The organism is uncultured Methanobrevibacter sp. (assembly GCF_902769175.1).
Lineage (GTDB): Archaea > Methanobacteriota > Methanobacteria > Methanobacteriales > Methanobacteriaceae > Methanobrevibacter.
This window is the reverse complement of record NZ_CACXNW010000007.1, coordinates 13,990-30,225: the sequence shown is the minus strand read 5'-3', so window position 1 is coordinate 30,225 and position 16,236 is coordinate 13,990. Positions and strand designations below refer to the sequence as shown.

The following is a 16,236-nucleotide window of genomic DNA, read 5'->3' as shown; positions in this document are numbered from 1 at the left end:
TTTATTTTTCTATTGTTTTTTAAATCTTTTGATTTTCAAGAGTTTCAATTTCAATCTGATTAGAATATTTGATTCATTTCGTAAATTTTTATAAATATTTATTTCAATCCCTTTTCAAAGTTTGCCTTTGTTATGTTTGGACAGTATTCAGCTATTGTTTTTTTAGATTCATTGATGTTGTCTGTTTTTCCGTCAATAATGTCCTTATATGTCTTTCCAATATCCTTAATGTAATCTGCTGATTTCCATCTTGCATCTATTGAAAAGCTTGAGATTCCCATTGACTTTAAATAGTCTATATTATCGATTAGACAAAGTTCTTCACAGTTCAATAGTATGATTGTGTCTTCATTCAAGCTGGTTCTAATAGGATAATACATGTCTTTTCTATTCTTTAGATAATATTCATTTGAATCAATATAGAAATTATTGTAATAATCATGATTGCTCTTCATCATTTGCTTTTTATTGTATTTGCTGATTAGCTTCAATTGCTTTTTAGAGACCAATTCCTTTCTTGTTATCATTGATTCGATATTTCCATGAACCAAAAGTTCCAATTCAGGAAGCTCCTTGCCCTTATGAAGTTCAATGTAATAGTCTTCCATCAAATCTTTAATGTTTTTCTTATATAACTCTGGAGAGATGGATATGGTTTCATAATTGTCAAGTTCCAATACAGATTCTATATTAAATACATTCAATGGATAATTTCCATAAAGTTTGACATTGAACTTGTCTTTTAATGAATCATCCAATCCAATAGAAGAGACCATTATGTCAATGTCCAAATTCATCTTTTTAAGGATTCCCATAATCTTCATTATTGATTCCTTGGATTGCTTATGGGCAATGTCAGGCAACTTCCAGATCAATTCATAATCCTGATTTTGGGAAATTTCAATAGCCTCTTTAAGGAAATTGACACAGTAGCTGATGTTTAATTCATGCTCCTGCAAGGATTTGTTTTCTATTATGTCTTGGTTGAATTCTTCAAAGTCCTTATTTGAAGGAATTTCCAAATAGATTCTATTGTAAATGGATTCATTGCCCTTATTCAGTTCCTTTAGGATTTCCAAGCTATTGATATAAAGTGATAGATTGTTGTCTTTGCTGTCATCGACTTTTGATTTCAAGTCAATTCTCTTTCTAAAGTCTTCACATAATCTGAATATGTTTCTTTCAGCTATTTCCATATCTTCAATTTTTGGCTTGTAGCTTTCAACGATCTCTTCCTCAAGTCTATTGAAGAAAGTTCTTCTAAGCTCATTTATTTCACTTATTGGGGAGAACAGGCTTTTGTTATTGTTTACTGTAATCTTTTCAATGTAATAAGGCAAGTCTCCAATCTTTAAAAGCTGCTTTTTGATTGTTTCATTGGATATTGGCTTTTTGATTGCCTCTTCCCATGGCTTTTCTCCCTTAACCTTAAGGGTGATTACCTTGCCGTTATCCAATTTCAGATTTCCCTTTAAGTGAGGATAATTGTCGCTGTCTATTCTAAAGTAAAGTTCAAGCAATGACTTTTTAATGTAATGGTTTTCCTTTTTATGTGGAAGGTCCTTCACTTCATTCAAAAGGGAGTTTTTCTTTGTAAGGAATACTTTTGAGCCTTTAGTCAGTGGGAAATTGATTCTTCTGTTTTCCCTAACCCTTTTGACAACTAATAGCTTTCCTTCAATGTCCTTGTCCCTGTCTCTTTTTCTCCAATGCTTGTCTTTGGAATCTTTTAGGACAGGTTTTGAGGATATGTCAAATCCATAGGTTTGGATGCTGCCATCAGTAGGAATGCTTTCCTTGATTTCCCTTTTAGTCCTTTTTTCCTTTCTTTTAGCTCTTTTATCCTGTTTTGTTTTATTTTTTCTGTTTTTGTTATCTTGATTATCTTCATTTGGATTGGTTTGGCTATTTGGATTGGTTTCGATTAGTATTCCATCTCCCTTTTCAGGAATGTGTATGAGATTGTCCCTTAGCAAAATGTGTATCTCTTCTGTTTGGGGATTGTATCTGTGGATTTGTCCAATGTATAATCCTTGATGTCCTGGCTTTTTCCTGTTCATTATTATAGGATTGTTTTTAGGAATCAAGTGTCCTGTTGTAAACTCTCTATTGAATACCAATTCCAATTCTTCAAGGGATTCCATATTCTGAAGCTTTTGTTCTCTTTTCAGCTCAGCTATTCTTTCCTTGTCATGAGCCTTTTTCAAATCAGTGCTTCTTCCCTTTTTCCCTTTGCTTTTCCTTTCCAGTTCCTTGATGTTTCTGTTCAATTCCCTGTTTGTCTTGTCATACCTTAATTTGTTCAGTCTTTTTCTGTAGTTTTTGACAACAGTTGCAACATAATCATTGCTTCTCATTCTCCCTTCTATCTTTATGCTGTCAACACCTAAACTGATTATTTCATCAAGATGTTCATATAATGAAAGGTCTTTTGGTGATAGGAGGTAGTTTCCTTCGTTTTTAGCATTGATCTTTTTGGTTTTATTTATGTTCAATTCATATTTTTCCCTGCAAGGCTGAGCACAGGTTCCTCTGTTTCCGCTTCTTCCTCCTTGCATTGAAGAAAGTAGGCAATGTCCTGAATAGCTGTAGCAAAGTGCTCCATGAGCGAATATCTCTATTTCAATACCTAATGAATGGGCATAATCGATAATCTCCTTCAATTCATTCATTTCAGTCTCTCTTGGGAGAACAATTCTTTTAATATTATGTTCTGATGCCCATCTTATTCCTTCAATATTGTGGATGTTCATTTGAGTGGATGCATGGATCTTAAGATTAGGGATGTTTTCATTAATGATTCTTACAAGTCCAATGTCTTGGATAAGCACTGCATCAAAGCCCATTTTATATAATTCAAGAAGGTAATTCGCTACCTTTTCCAATTCTCCTTCCTTGATTAGGATATTGACAGTTACATAAACCTTTACATTATGCAAATGAGCATACTTTACAGCTTCCCTTATTTCTGGGACTGAAAAGTTTTCTGCAAATTTCCTTGCTCCAAAATTCTCTCCAGACAAGTATATTGAATTTGCACCAGACAATATTGCTAACTTCAAATGCTCTGCAGATCCAACAGGTGCTAATAATTCAGGTAATTTCATTTTATTCCTCTAATTTAAGATAATTGTTTTTTCATAAATTTATGAATTCATAATTTGGCTTATTTTAACTTTATCATTATAAATTCGTCTTATTTTTTGTTTTTTTAGATTTATTGTTATAATTTCATCTTATTTTTTCTTTTTATCATTTATTATTTTATCAAATGCTCTTTTTTTTTACTTTTTTAGCATTATTATTTTAATTTCATCTTCTTTTTTGCTTTAGCATGGTTTTTCATGTATTCTTCCATTAATGAAGTTTCCTTTGTTTAATCTTGATAATGTTATGTTATTTATTTGCTCTTTAAGCAAGTTCAAATCATATGTGTTGTCTTCCTTTAATGCCTGTGAGTAAAGTGAGACTATTGTAGAACTGTATTGCGGTGAAGAGAATCTGCAATCTATTATGCAGGAGTTCACTCCAGTTTCCTTAATCAATTCCACTTCATCTATTAGGCATAAGCAGTCCTTATTGATGAAATGGCTGTGCATGTTATAATCAAAGACCACCTTATATTTGAATTTCTTACGCTTTTGGTCTTCAAGTATTGCATAATCTGAAGAATCCTTGACTATAAAATCCTTTCCATCATTAAGATTTGAAAAGTCATCCTTGCTGCTCATAACTTCAAGGTTTCCTTGAATGATTAGATTTAAGTCTACATCAGCAGCTCCCTTGATGAATTGGTATTTTGAAACCAATTCCTTGATTTCTGTATGTGACAATTCAGAAGATAGGATTATGCTTTCAAAGCCAGCATCAGAGAGGTTTTTAACGCTATAGCTATTCCAGACATTTAGGTTATGGTTTCCATAAACCTTATGATTAAAGCTGTTAGCTATTCCTGGAGTGTCATACATGATTGGGATTCTCATTCCTTCATCTTCCAAGCCTTCAATGATTTTGCTGATTTCATTTATTTCCTCATCGCTGATAAATGATGATAAGACAAGAACCAGCTTGTCATTTGTATTTTCCTTGCCTTTATAAACGATGGAATATGCCTCTTTCAATAAATCCTTAATATTGCTGAAGTATTCCTCTGGGCTATTGTATGAAAATGATGGATCAAAGAAATACTTGTGGATTGGCAATTTGGAAGTCATTTTGATAAGTTCCAAATTGTCTGCAAATATTGAAAGGTTCAATCTTTCATTTCTAACTGGAATGTCTGTATAGCTTTTGTATTCTTTAATGAATTGGCTAATGCGTTTGTTTGTTGCTCTGATTTCCTTTTTGTCAGGCTTGTAATAGCCTAATAATAGTTCGGTAGCCTTATCAAGTATGGTTCTTCTTATCTTGTTTAGCTTTCCAATAGGAACAAAGCTTTTTTCAGGCATTCCATTTATGGTTAAGCTGTTAATGTAAAATGATGTTGAGCCTGTTTTAAGCATTTGCTTTTCAATGTCTTCAATGCTTATTGGCCTTTTTTGAGCAGGTTCGAATTTGGTTTCTGATATGTATCTGAAGTTAAATTCCTCTTCCTTGTTTTCGTTGTTTATTCCCTTTTCAACAATCTTGAATTTGGCATTGATGTTAAGCCTCAAGTCTTCAGTCCATCTGATGTCTAAATCCAATGGGATGTTTTGCCTTATTGTTTCATTGTGGAATTGCTTGAGATTGTCATGAGTTGATTTGGAATAGCTTAAGAGAACCTTGTCACCTTCCCTTACATTTCTTGTTGTTTCAAGCTTTATGTACTCGTCAGTCTGTTCCTTGATGTTGTCGATGTAGATTCCTTTGATTTTATCCTTGTATTTGAAGCCTATTCCATCTCCAATGTCAAGGTTGATCTTGAATTCCTTGTTTTCCTTAGCGATGGTAATTAGTTCACCTTTTTTCTCTATGATCTTTCCAATGTAGACTCCTTCGTGACATGAGCTTTCCCTTCCCAATACCTGTCCAGGCTTTTGGTTGAGAATGTATCCATCTGTAAATTGTCTGTTGAATACAAGGCTTAAGTCCTTTTCATAGTCTCCTTCATCTCCATCTATCAAGTGTCTGTATGCATTTGTGATTGTTCCAACGTAATCTGCAGACTTCATACGCCCTTCCAATTTAAGTGAAAAGACACCTGCATCTTCTATTCTATCCAATCCTTTGTAGACTGCAAGGTCATGGGTTGAAAGGAGATATCCGTTTCCAACATTGTAATTTTTATATTTAAGCTTGTATTGCTTACGGCATGGCTGTGCACATGCTCCTCTGTTTCCGCTTCTTCCACTGTTGTAAGAGGAAATGTAGCAGTTTCCACTAAAGCAATAGCAGAGGGCTCCATGTCCAAAGACTTCAACTTCCATGCTTAAATTTGATTCCTTTAGCTTTTTGGATATTTCAGCTATTTTATCGACGCTTATTTCACGTGGGAAGACTATTCTGGAGATATTGTTTTCCACAGCCCATAGGATACAATCATAATCGCTTAAGGTCATTTGGGTGGATGCATGGACTTCAAGGCCAGGAATAAGGTTTTTGATAAGTTCAATGATTCCCAAGTCCTGTACGATAACTGCATCAACACCTATTTTATATAAGTAGAACAGGTATTTCACCACATCTTCAACTTCAAAGTTGTTTATTAATGTGTTTACGGTTACATGTATTTTTGCTCCATTCAAGTGGGCATATTCCACACTTTTTTCTATTTCCTCTAAAGTGAAGTTTTTGGCAAATGCCCTTGCTCCAAATCTTTCTCCAGATATGTATACTGCATCAGCTCCTGCATTGACTGCTGTAACCAATATGTCATAGTCTCCTGCAGGTGCTAATAATTCAGGTAATGTCATTAAGTAATCTCCTATAATTTTGATGTTTGATTGTTTTTAGAAATTTAATTTAATTTAATTTTTATAATATGAAAATTTTTTTGTTTTTGATTTATGAGATAATGCTTTATTTCAATTTTAATCTTAGTTTAAGGATTTTTTATTTAAAATAATCTAACTATTAATAATATGTTAATTTTATTATATAATAGTTTTATAAATATGATTCTAATTATTCATTATTAATATATTGTTTTTTATGGGAGCTTGTGAAAACTATTCAAATTAGATAAATTATATATTCTAAAAAAATAAATTTTATCTTATGTATATAGTTTTGGAAGGAATAGATGGCTCTGGGAAATCAACCCAGATAAAATTGTTAAAGGAATGGCTAGAGAATAATGGCTTTAATGTTGAAACAATTACAGAACCGACTGATATGGAAATTGGAAGGCTTATTAGAGAATATTTGGCTAGAAGCGATGCTGATTCAGAGTCTATGCAAAGGATTTTAGGATTATTATTCGCTGCTGATAGACTTATGCAGATGGATAAGATTGAAAGTTTGGAAAAGGAAAACACTGTTGTGATAAGCGACAGATCTTTCTATTCAAGCTTTGTGTATCAAGAACCACTAGAATGGGTTAAAGAGTTAAATAAATATGCTAAGGTTCCAGATTTGGTTTTGCTCTTGGATTTGGATGTTAAGAAATCTGTTGACAGATGTGATAAAAAAGATAAATTCGAAAACGAAGCCTTTTTAACTGAAGTGAAACAGAAGTATTTGGATTTGGCTGAATCCTATGATAACATTAAGATAATTGATGCAAATAATGGTCCAAATAAGGTGTCTTCTGATATTAAAAAAGAAGTTGCTCCATTATTTGATATCTGTAAGGATTGTATTTTATAATCTAAAAATAGGATATTTAAGTAAACTCTTAAAAAGTTATTTTTTTTATATTAATAATTAAAATCTAAATTAATATTTTTTTTTAAACTAATTATTATGATTTAAATTAGTTATTTTTTTTAAACTAATTATATAATCTAAAATTATAATCTAAATTAGTTATTTTTTTTTAAAATAATAATTAAAATCTAAAATAAGTATTTTTAATTTTAAATAAAAATAAGGAAGTAAAGATAGTTAAATTAGATTATCTTTTATCTAATTCATCTAATCTTTCTTTCATTACTTTAACGATGTATTCTTGTGCTTTTTCAAGCTCTTCTTTTGTTCCTTGGAGTTTTGGTCCAAATTCAGTTTGCTTAAGTTCAACATCGAACTGTTCAATAACATGAGCAAGCATTTGTTCTCCAATACCATTGGTAAGTTTCATTTCATATACTGGTTCTTCTTCCATTCTATCCCTCTTTATCTTTTTTTAAAAATAATAATTATAATCTTATTTTTATTTTGTGAGCCTATAATTACTCTTTATTTATTCTTTTGACTCCAAGTTTAATCCTTATTTATTCTTGTGACTCCATAAAGTCTCTTACTGGCTTAAGGAAGTCAATAAGGAATTTGGTCATTGCATTCTTCAAGTCCATTGGGTGCAAGTTTTCTTCGCTGTACATTTGGTATAACTCATCTTTAGTGAGTTCTAAGTTTCCACCAAATTTCTCAGGTCTTTCTATAAGCAAAGTGTCTTGCTGTGTAAATACAAAGTGGTCTGCAATTTCCAAAATAGGGTTTCCTTCAGTTTCTCCCATTGGACAGTAGCTTTTCTTGATTTTGTCTTTAATGGTCTTTTCATCATCGTCAACAGCAATGTAGTTTCCTTTGCTTGAAGACATCTTGTCATCACCGTCAAGACCATGAATCAAAGGAGTGTGAATACAGGCAGGAGCTTCTTTTCCTAATCTTGGAAGGTTTTCCCTTGCCAACATTTGGATTTTTCTCTGTTCCATACCACCTAATGCAATATCCACTTCCAATGCAGACATGTCTGCAGTTTGCATCAATGGATAAACTACACTTGCCACTTTTGGATTGTCATCGTGTCTGCTGACTTGATCCATACTTCTTTTAGCTCTTTTCAAGGTGGTTAATGTAGCTAATTGGTAAACGTCATTAGTGTATTCGCTTCCGGTTTGGAAAGATGAACCTAAAATGTATTCAGTGTCATCTCCAAGTCCTAATCCTTGGAAGCATCTTTTATTGTATTCTGCAGTTTCAACTATTTCCTCTACAGTTCCTTTTCCATTTAAGAAAGCATGATAATCTGCAAGTAAAATCTTGATTTTAAATCCTAAATCCTGTAATTGTTTAAGCTTCATTATTGTTACTGCATGGCCTAAATGAATTTTTCCAGAAGGTTCATATCCAGTATAAGCAATAGGGTGTTCTTTTTCAAGCTTTTCTTTTAATTCATCTACATCAATGATTTCTAAAGTTCCTTCTTGAATTAATTCAATTTTTTCTTCAATGTTCATTGTATCACACTTTTGTTTTATTCGGTTATTTGATAATTATGAGATTTTTGGTTTTTCCCATTATTTTCTTTATTTAGCAATAATTGGGATTGTTAAATTTTTATTCTTATTTCTTTATTTGGTAATATTTGAGATTATTAAATTTTTTCTTTATTAATGATTATGAGATTATATAGATTTTGCCATCTATCTTTATAACATCTATCTCTTCGCCAATATTGTATTTTTCCAATTTTTCAGTCATTTCCAAATCAATTGGGCTGTAATCATCTGGGTCAAGGATTTGAAGAGTGCTTGGAGACTTTGATGTTATGATTGCCTTTTGAACACCTTCAAGATGGTCTATTTTTTCTATAGAGTCATATTCTCTCCATTTCAATGCTATTTTCTCTTGATTTTCCAAGTTTATCACTTGGATTCTGTTTCCATCAACATCATTGATCTGGTAGACATTGTCATTGTATTTTACAAAATCATCTTTAACGAATTTTGGAAGCCTTAAGGATATCCAGATTCTGTATAATCCCTTACCTGTAGACTTGTCTTCACTTATAAGTCTTGGAGATTCTTTAGTAGTTCCTCCAAACTCTTCCTTAAGATGCTCTATAACTTTTTTAGCAGATTTAAGTGAACCGATATAATAGTCATTTCCTTCCTTAAGCCTTGCAACTTGAGGGATATAAGCTAATTTGTCCTTTTTATATTGCTTGTTAAGGGTTCTGTTGACAATTTCCTCTGCCTTTTCTATTTCATCTTCCTTAAGTTCCCTGTCATCAGCACGCAATTGGATTACAGCTTCATAATATCCTGCATTCCTTTTGCTGCAGTCAGGGCAAACAGAGTAATTGATCTTTACATTTGGAGTGTGTGTTTCCACCACTTCTTCTCCTAAAACAGTTGCAATAGCTTCAACATAACATTCTGCAATTGTTCCTCTCATTTGGCCAATTTCAAGTTCAATCTCTTCGTTTTCAGCCAAATCGGAAAGGGTGATGTTTCTCTCTAATGCTCTATAGATGATTTCCTCTTCTGGAATGTATTCATCTTTCCATTTTCCTTCATCTAATTTAGCATTACAGTGATTGCAGACAGTTACAGAGATATTTTCTGGAATTTCCATAAGTTGGAATTTCTTTAAAAAACAGTTTTTACAGATTCCATCTATCATTTCAACATCTGTTGCACCGCATTCTGGACAAAACATTTTAAAACACTCAAGTAAATAAAAATTAATAATTTTGATAAAAATACAAGATATACGTTAAAATAGATAATGAATGGCTTAATAAAATAAATCAATATTTTAATTTAATAATCCATGTTTTAGTTTAATAAATCAATTTTAATAAAAAAATAAAAGAAAAGATATAAAAAATTTATAATGGCTTAAGGGGAGCTTTTGCACCACATGCAGCACATTTTAAGATAAATATCCTATCTTCTCTTATGATTTTGGTATCTGGTCTGTTACATTCATGGCAGATAACATACTTTTCAATATATTCATCAATTCTTTCATTGATTAGGAAATGATTGAATTTACCTTGTAAGATTGCTCTTACTCCTTCTAAGTTACCTGCAGTACCTAATTCTCTTAATAAATATTTTAATACATGTTGAGGATCTCTGTTTAAAGAATCTGCAACATCTTTGAAATTTTGAATGAATGTTCTATTACCTTGAATAACAGAGTATGCTTTAACCGGTTCAAACCTTTTGCTTTCAAATACTTCAGGAGGTAATTGGTCAATAGCTCTGTTTAATAAGTTTTCATAATCTTCCATTTTTTTCACCTCTTTGGAATAATAAAATAATTTGCAATAATTATAATCAAATAAAATTTGGATAATTCTTTTTTAAAATAGTATTTGGATTATATTAATATAAGTTATATTTTTTATCATTTATTAATGTATTTATTAATATAATAAAATATTTGGATAAAAATCTAATCTATTCTGATTAAAATAAAAAAATTATGAGAATATCTAATTTATTTCTGCTTAAAATAAAATTAAAATTATAGATATATTCCAAAACACTATTAGTTTTAAAAAGAAAATTCAAAACAAGTTTGTTAAATTTAAAAAAATAAAAAAAATGCTTGATTGAATCAAGCAAAAATGTTTAATTTAGTCTTATAGTCTATTTACAAGACATTTGTGATGTTTAAGTTCTCCTATAGTCTGTTTACAAGAGATTTGTAATGTTTAAGTTCTCTTATAGTCTGTTTATAAGACCATTACGAGGTTCGAAGATCATTCCCTTGTTCTTGAGATTTTTAACGATTTCGTCAACTTTCTCTTCACTTATCTCATATTTTTCCACAGCTGTCTGCTTTAGGATTTTAACTGGAACCTTATCAAATTCTCCTTCCAATTCTGTAATCTCTGCCATGATCTTATTCATTAAATCTCTATCTGAAGTTGCAGGTCTTCCTTCGAATTTATCAATATCGATCTTTCCAGATACTGGATCCATTCCAATCTTTTCTAAACAGTATTGCTGTAGCTTGATAGCCCTATGTGCATCAGAAGCTTCCACCTTGTCCTTAAGCTGTAGCTTTGCACTGGCTTCTGCTAAACGAACGATAGCTTCCAATTGTCTTGCAGTGATTGCCACTGGAGTGTCCTCTTCAACACCTCCTCCTCTTACTGTAACATAAAACTCTTCCAATACCTGCATAGCTTCATCAGTAAGGGTTGGATTAATGTTTTTACGTGCATAAGCGATATATTTCCTAAGCAATTCAGGCTCAATTTCATATTCTACATTTGATGTTTTATGTATTTCAAGAATGTGCCTAGCAATCTTTCTATCGTTTTCCACATTTGGCCTATCTTCAAGTGCGAAGTATAAATCGAAACGAGAAAGAATAGGTGAAGGCAAGTCAATCTGTTCTGCTACACCTTTATATTGGTCAAATCTACCGAACTTAGGGTTTGCCGCTGCAAGCACAGAACATCTTGTATTTAATGTTGCCATGATTCCTGCTTTTGCAATACTTACTGTTTGCTGTTCCAATGCTTCGTGAAGTGCAGATCTGTCTTCTGAACGCATTTTGTCCAATTCGTCTACACATACGTTACCTTGGTCCCCAAGTACTAATGCACCTGCTTCAAGAGACCATCCTCCAAGTTCATCCCTAACTGCTGCTGCAGTTAATCCAGCACCTGAAGTACCTTTACCACTTGTGTAAACACTTCTTGGAGCTAATTTGGAAACGTATTTAAGTATTTGAGACTTACCCATACCAGGGTCCCCTACAAGCAAGAGGTGTATGTCTCCCCTTAAACGAGTACCATCGTCTAATTGTGTAACTGTTCCTCCAAAGAGCTGTAAGGCAATAGCTTCCTTTACCTCTCTGTAACCTCTAATTGAAGGTGCAGTTGAATTGATGATCTTATCGTGTATATGAGGGTCTCTGGATAATTCTAAAATCTTCTGTTCGTCTTCCTCACTAAGTTCAAGTTCCTCAAATTCCTGTTCTAAAGGTTCAATATGATTTACATAAATGTAATTTTTGAATTTTCCACTTCTTTCTTCTCTAAATGTTTTCAATGTTCCTGTGATTCTTACTTTGTCTCCAGGATTCAATTCATCTACCAAATCATCTTCTAAAACCATAAGCATTTGTTTTGGTTCAGTTCCTCCAGATAAGTTTTCTAAAGGTTCTTGCATTCTAGCGCTTTGAGTGTCTATGTATTTAGAATCTTCTTGAAGCAATCTAAAAGATCTTCCACCACATTCACTGCATAATGAAGGCTCCATGATATGGTTTCCAGAGGATTGTTCCACATCAACTATTCTCATGCAGCTTCTACATTCAAATCTTCCTGTTTCAATCCTTGGACGAATTTCATCAGTTTTTCTGACAATTCCATCAGCTGACACAAATTGGCCTATGTATTTACTTAATAAATCACTTAATGGAATGTTGTTGTCAAGATTTTCAAATCTGATGTTTAATTCTGCATCTTTCATTAATGGATCGATATTTTTAATAGCCTTTTGGGAAGCTGCAATAACTTCATCAGGCTTTTTTATCAGCAAATCCGCTAAATCAGGATCGAACATCTCCAATTCTTTGTAATTGACTGTAAGTGACCTTTCATCAGGATATTTTTCTAAGATTTCAAATACATCATTTTTGTAAACTGTTGAGAAAAATTCCTCAAATTTTGAAAGTGATGTTTTTGATTTGTTAGTGGAATTCATTGTATTATATTCTTTATATTTAATCTTATAAAAGTTTATTTGATTTTAAAAAAAATTTCATTTTCCTACTGTATTTGGCTTGTAAAATTGATTTAATCCAGTTATAATTTTACAATCATTTTTTATTCTTTTATCAAATTATTATTTATTTAATCCAGTTATAATTTTACATTCAGTTTTAATTTTTTTATCCGATTATCATTTTCAGTTTTAATTGATAATTATAAATAGGTGTAAATTTAAAACTAATAATAGTATTAGATATTTTTTAAATAATATTATGGTGAATTTATGAGAAAATCAAGATTGGGTCTATTCAAATCAACTTCTATGCTAATTTCAGTTTTAGGAGTTATAATGATTGTAGCTACTGTTGCTGCAATTGCTTATATTGGTTTTAGCCTAGTCTCTTCTAATCTTACTGGTGGAATTTCTTCCGGTACTCAATATGACCAATTAGCAGAGCTAAAATCTAATTGCACCAATTTAGAGGTTCAATTTAATGATACTGGTAATAAGATTTATGCTATGGACAATATTACTTTAGAAAGAGAGTTTGTAAATGCAAAAGTGGAACTTGTACGGGTTCAAAATGATTTAAGTGATGTAGAAAGTGCATTGTCGATGGGTAAGCCTGCTCCGGAAGTTGATAAAAGACTGAAACAAACAAGAGAAGATTTAAAGATAGCTCAAGAAGCTTATAATACATTGTCAGTTAAATAAATATTTTATTTAACTTTCTTTTTTTATTTTAACTAATTTTAATTAAAATTTTAACTATTCCTATTCAATACTATTTTTTTATTAAATTTATAAAATTCTTATTTTCATATTCAATGCTTTTTTTATTAAATTTATAAAATTCTTATTTTTTCCTTTTAGGTCCTTTTCTATATCCTAATCCAACAATATACATTTCTTTGCTTTTTTGTCTTGATGATGGTGGCTTAGTTGATTTCACTTTTCTGAAATCGTATTTTATGCTGTCTAAAAGACGCTTGTATTCAGCTCCTTGAAATGCCTTGATTACCAGGTTTCCTTCAGTTTCAAGAATATTGTCTGCAATCTTAAATACTGTTTCAACAAGGTCTACAGATCTTAAATGGTCTAAATCCTTGATTCCAGTTAATGAAGGTGCTGCATCAGACATCAAGACCTTTGCCTTTCCGTTAGTCAATTCCATAACCTTTTCCTGAATAATGTCTTTGGTGAAGTCTCCTCTGATTCCATAGAAATTAGGGTCTGGGAATGGCTTTATCCTATTTAAGTCCACTCCTACAACGATTCCCTCTTCACCTACCTTTTCCAAAGCAACTTGAGACCATCCTCCAGGAGCTGCACCTAAATCCACTACAGTGTCTCCCTCTTTAATGATCTTGTATTTCTTATCAAGCTGTTTGAGTTTGAATGATGCTCTTGAACGGTATTCTTCACTTTTTGCTCTTTTATAATAAGGATCATTCTTCTTTTCCACTTGCCATCTGCTTCCCATTTTAGCCCTCCTTAAATTATTCCTCTTTATTGTTTTCTTTCTCTTTGTCCTTTTTTGCCTTTTCTTCAAAGAAATTCAATGCTGAACAGACAGGTCTTCCAGTTTGTATGAATTCTATGCTTATCTCATTTCCATTTATTTCCATCAATGCTACAGAGGGGTCTGATAATCTTGGATTTGTTGGACTTCCAGGATTGACTAAAATAACATCCTTGACCTTTTCCAATTGGGCTATATGTGAATGTCCGCTTACAAGAATGTCTACACCTAACTGTAATGCATTGTAGTATAGGTGCTGTGTGTCTCCTCTTGGATAAACCTCTCCATGGATTATTCCTATTTTATGACCTTCCACTTCAATGACTTTTGCAGCAGGCAAATCAATCTCTCCAACAACTCGATCCATATTTCCTTCAACTGCAACAACTGGAGCTATCGCTTCCAATTCATCAATAACGCTTTGGCTTGTAATGTCTCCTGCATGAAGTATTAACTCAACATTTTCAAAGCTTTCCAAAACCTTTTCTGGAAGTTTAACTCTTCTATCTGGAATATGTGTGTCTGATATTAGTCCGATTAGCATAATTTCACATGTCTTTTGGTTTTTAAGATTAATTTAACAGTTTTAGCTATTAATTAATTTGGCAGTTTTCTAAGTTTCTCTTAAGATTGTTTAAATAAATTATTTTGCCAGTCTTCTAAGTTTTTCTTAAGTAATTGTTTAACAATAATTACTTTGTTTAATATAAATTATATAGTTTTTTAGAAAATCATCATTTTTTAATATTTTTTCTTTCTAATATCGTTTCAGTATAGGGAATTTTTTAAAAATCAGTATAAGTTTTGTTTAATATACTTCAAATGAAAATTAATAATAAAACTTTATAAGTTTATAAAAATATAATATTATTATCGATAAATATATTCTATATTTTAAGATTATTTCTGAAAAATTATTTCATTCAGGAGATTAAAAATGGGTAAAGTTAGTAAAGAAAAAATATTGGAGATTTTAGAAGGATATGATAAAGACAATATAACTATCGCAACTTTAGGTAGTCACACTTCTTTACATATTCTTAACGGTGCTAAACAAGAAGGATTTAGAACTGCTATCGTATGTGCAAAAGGAAGAGAAGTCCCTTATCAACGTTTTGATGTAGCAGATGAATATATCATTGTCGATAAATTTGAAGACATTGTAAACGAAGATGTTCAACAAAAATTAAGAGACATGAATGCAATCGTTATTCCTCATGGATCCTTTGTTGCATATGCAGGTTTGGACAATGTTGAAGACAAGTTCAATGTTCCTATGTTCGGTAACAGAGACATCTTAAGATGGGAAGCTGAAAGAGACTTGGAAAGACAATTGCTTGTCAACGGTAAAATCAGAATCCCAATGAAATACGATGACCCTTCACAAATTGACCGTGCTGTAATGGTTAAGTTCCCTGGAGCAAGAGGTGGAAGAGGTTACTTCGTAGCTTCATCTACTGAAGAATTTGATGAAAAAATCGAAGCAATGAAAGAACGTGGCTGGATTGAAGATGCAGATGTGGAACAAGCTCACATTGAAGAGTATGTATCCGGTTGTAACTACTGTATCCACTATTTCTACTCAGCATTAAATGATGAAGTGGAACTTATGGGTATGGACAGCAGATACGAATCCAGTATTGATGGATTTGTAAGAATGCCTGCTAAAGACCAATTATCCATTGATATTAGCCCATCTTATGTTGTAACTGGTAACCACCCAGTTGTAATGAGAGAATCATTGCTCCCACAAGCATTTGAAATCGGTGACAAATTAGTTAAAAGTGCTGCAGAATTAGTAAAACCTGGTTTAAACGGTCCATTCTGTATCCAAACTCTTGTTAACGATAACCTTGAAGTTGTTGTATTTGAAACAAGTGCAAGAACTGATGGTGGTACAAACACCTTCATGGAAGGTTCTTCCTACAGTTACCTCAAATACGGTGAAGGTATGAGTATGGGAAGAAGAGTTGCACGTGAAATTAAAATGGCACTCGAAAACGGTGGATTTGAAAAGATCATTACATAAACTTAATATCTTTTCATTATTTTTTTCTTTTTTTTATTTCTCATTATTTAGTTCGACATTATTAAAACTATTTTTTAAAAAAACATATTTTCAAAATAAATATGAAATTTAAAAAAATACTTGTGTCTATCAATTTAAAA

General features: G+C 31.9%; 12 protein-coding genes. 3 read left to right on the top strand and 9 right to left on the bottom strand.

Features of this window, described 5'->3' with window-relative positions; translation table 11 throughout:
* Nucleotides 1-98: 98 nt before the first annotated feature.
* Both QZV12_RS03335 and QZV12_RS03330 read right to left on the bottom strand, forming a co-directional pair.
* Nucleotides 99-3,107 (bottom strand): U32 family peptidase, encoded by a 3,009-nt coding sequence (locus QZV12_RS03335; protein WP_295617181.1) that lies wholly within the window; start codon nt 3,105-3,107, stop codon nt 99-101.
* A gap of 222 nt (nt 3,108-3,329) precedes the next feature.
* On the bottom strand, nt 3,330-5,894 hold the full coding sequence (locus tag QZV12_RS03330) for a U32 family peptidase (RefSeq protein WP_295617178.1): 2,565 nt from the start codon (nt 5,892-5,894) through the stop codon (nt 3,330-3,332).
* A 304-nt stretch (nt 5,895-6,198) separates the two neighbouring features.
* Here QZV12_RS03330 and tmk point away from each other — a divergent pair, with 304 nt between their 5' ends.
* On the top strand, nt 6,199-6,789 hold the full coding sequence (tmk, locus tag QZV12_RS03325) for a dTMP kinase (protein ID WP_295617175.1): 591 nt from the start codon (nt 6,199-6,201) through the stop codon (nt 6,787-6,789).
* A gap of 247 nt (nt 6,790-7,036) precedes the next feature.
* Here tmk and QZV12_RS03320 read toward each other — a convergent pair whose 3' ends face one another.
* The 5 genes from QZV12_RS03320 to QZV12_RS03300 form a co-directional block, all read right to left on the bottom strand.
* The gene (locus QZV12_RS03320; protein ID WP_295617172.1) at nt 7,037-7,219 is read right to left on the bottom strand and encodes a hypothetical protein; all 183 of its coding nucleotides are present in this window, start codon (nt 7,217-7,219) and stop codon (nt 7,037-7,039) included.
* 133 nt (nt 7,220-7,352) lie between these two features.
* The gene (locus QZV12_RS03315) at nt 7,353-8,318 is read right to left on the bottom strand and encodes a tyrosine--tRNA ligase (RefSeq protein ID WP_295617169.1); all 966 of its coding nucleotides are present in this window, start codon (nt 8,316-8,318) and stop codon (nt 7,353-7,355) included.
* A gap of 160 nt (nt 8,319-8,478) precedes the next feature.
* Nucleotides 8,479-9,522, bottom strand: a complete 1,044-nt coding sequence (locus QZV12_RS03310; protein ID WP_295617166.1) for a 60S ribosomal export protein NMD3 — start codon at nt 9,520-9,522, stop codon at nt 8,479-8,481.
* Between the two features lie 172 nt (nt 9,523-9,694).
* A complete protein-coding gene (locus QZV12_RS03305) occupies nt 9,695-10,102 on the bottom strand; it encodes a translation initiation factor IF-2 subunit beta (RefSeq protein WP_295617164.1) in 408 nt (135 codons plus the stop codon).
* 436 nt (nt 10,103-10,538) lie between these two features.
* Nucleotides 10,539-12,536, bottom strand: a complete 1,998-nt coding sequence (locus tag QZV12_RS03300; protein WP_295617161.1) for a minichromosome maintenance protein MCM — start codon at nt 12,534-12,536, stop codon at nt 10,539-10,541.
* 291 nt (nt 12,537-12,827) lie between these two features.
* On the opposite strand from QZV12_RS03300, the gene QZV12_RS03295 reads away from it, so the two are divergent.
* Nucleotides 12,828-13,259, top strand: a complete 432-nt coding sequence (locus QZV12_RS03295; protein WP_295617158.1) for a hypothetical protein — start codon at nt 12,828-12,830, stop codon at nt 13,257-13,259.
* A 142-nt stretch (nt 13,260-13,401) separates the two neighbouring features.
* Here QZV12_RS03295 and QZV12_RS03290 read toward each other — a convergent pair whose 3' ends face one another.
* Both QZV12_RS03290 and QZV12_RS03285 read right to left on the bottom strand, forming a co-directional pair.
* Nucleotides 13,402-14,028: an RlmE family RNA methyltransferase gene (locus QZV12_RS03290; RefSeq protein ID WP_295617155.1), complete on the bottom strand. Its 627-nt coding sequence runs from the start codon at nt 14,026-14,028 to the stop codon at nt 13,402-13,404.
* A gap of 16 nt (nt 14,029-14,044) precedes the next feature.
* On the bottom strand, nt 14,045-14,611 hold the full coding sequence (locus QZV12_RS03285; RefSeq protein WP_295617152.1) for a metallophosphoesterase: 567 nt from the start codon (nt 14,609-14,611) through the stop codon (nt 14,045-14,047).
* Nucleotides 14,612-15,004: 393 nt separating this feature from the next.
* Between QZV12_RS03285 and QZV12_RS03280 the strand changes: the two genes are divergently transcribed.
* On the top strand, nt 15,005-16,096 hold the full coding sequence (locus QZV12_RS03280) for a formate--phosphoribosylaminoimidazolecarboxamide ligase (protein WP_295617149.1): 1,092 nt from the start codon (nt 15,005-15,007) through the stop codon (nt 16,094-16,096).
* The last annotated feature ends 140 nt before the right edge of the window (nt 16,097-16,236 follow it).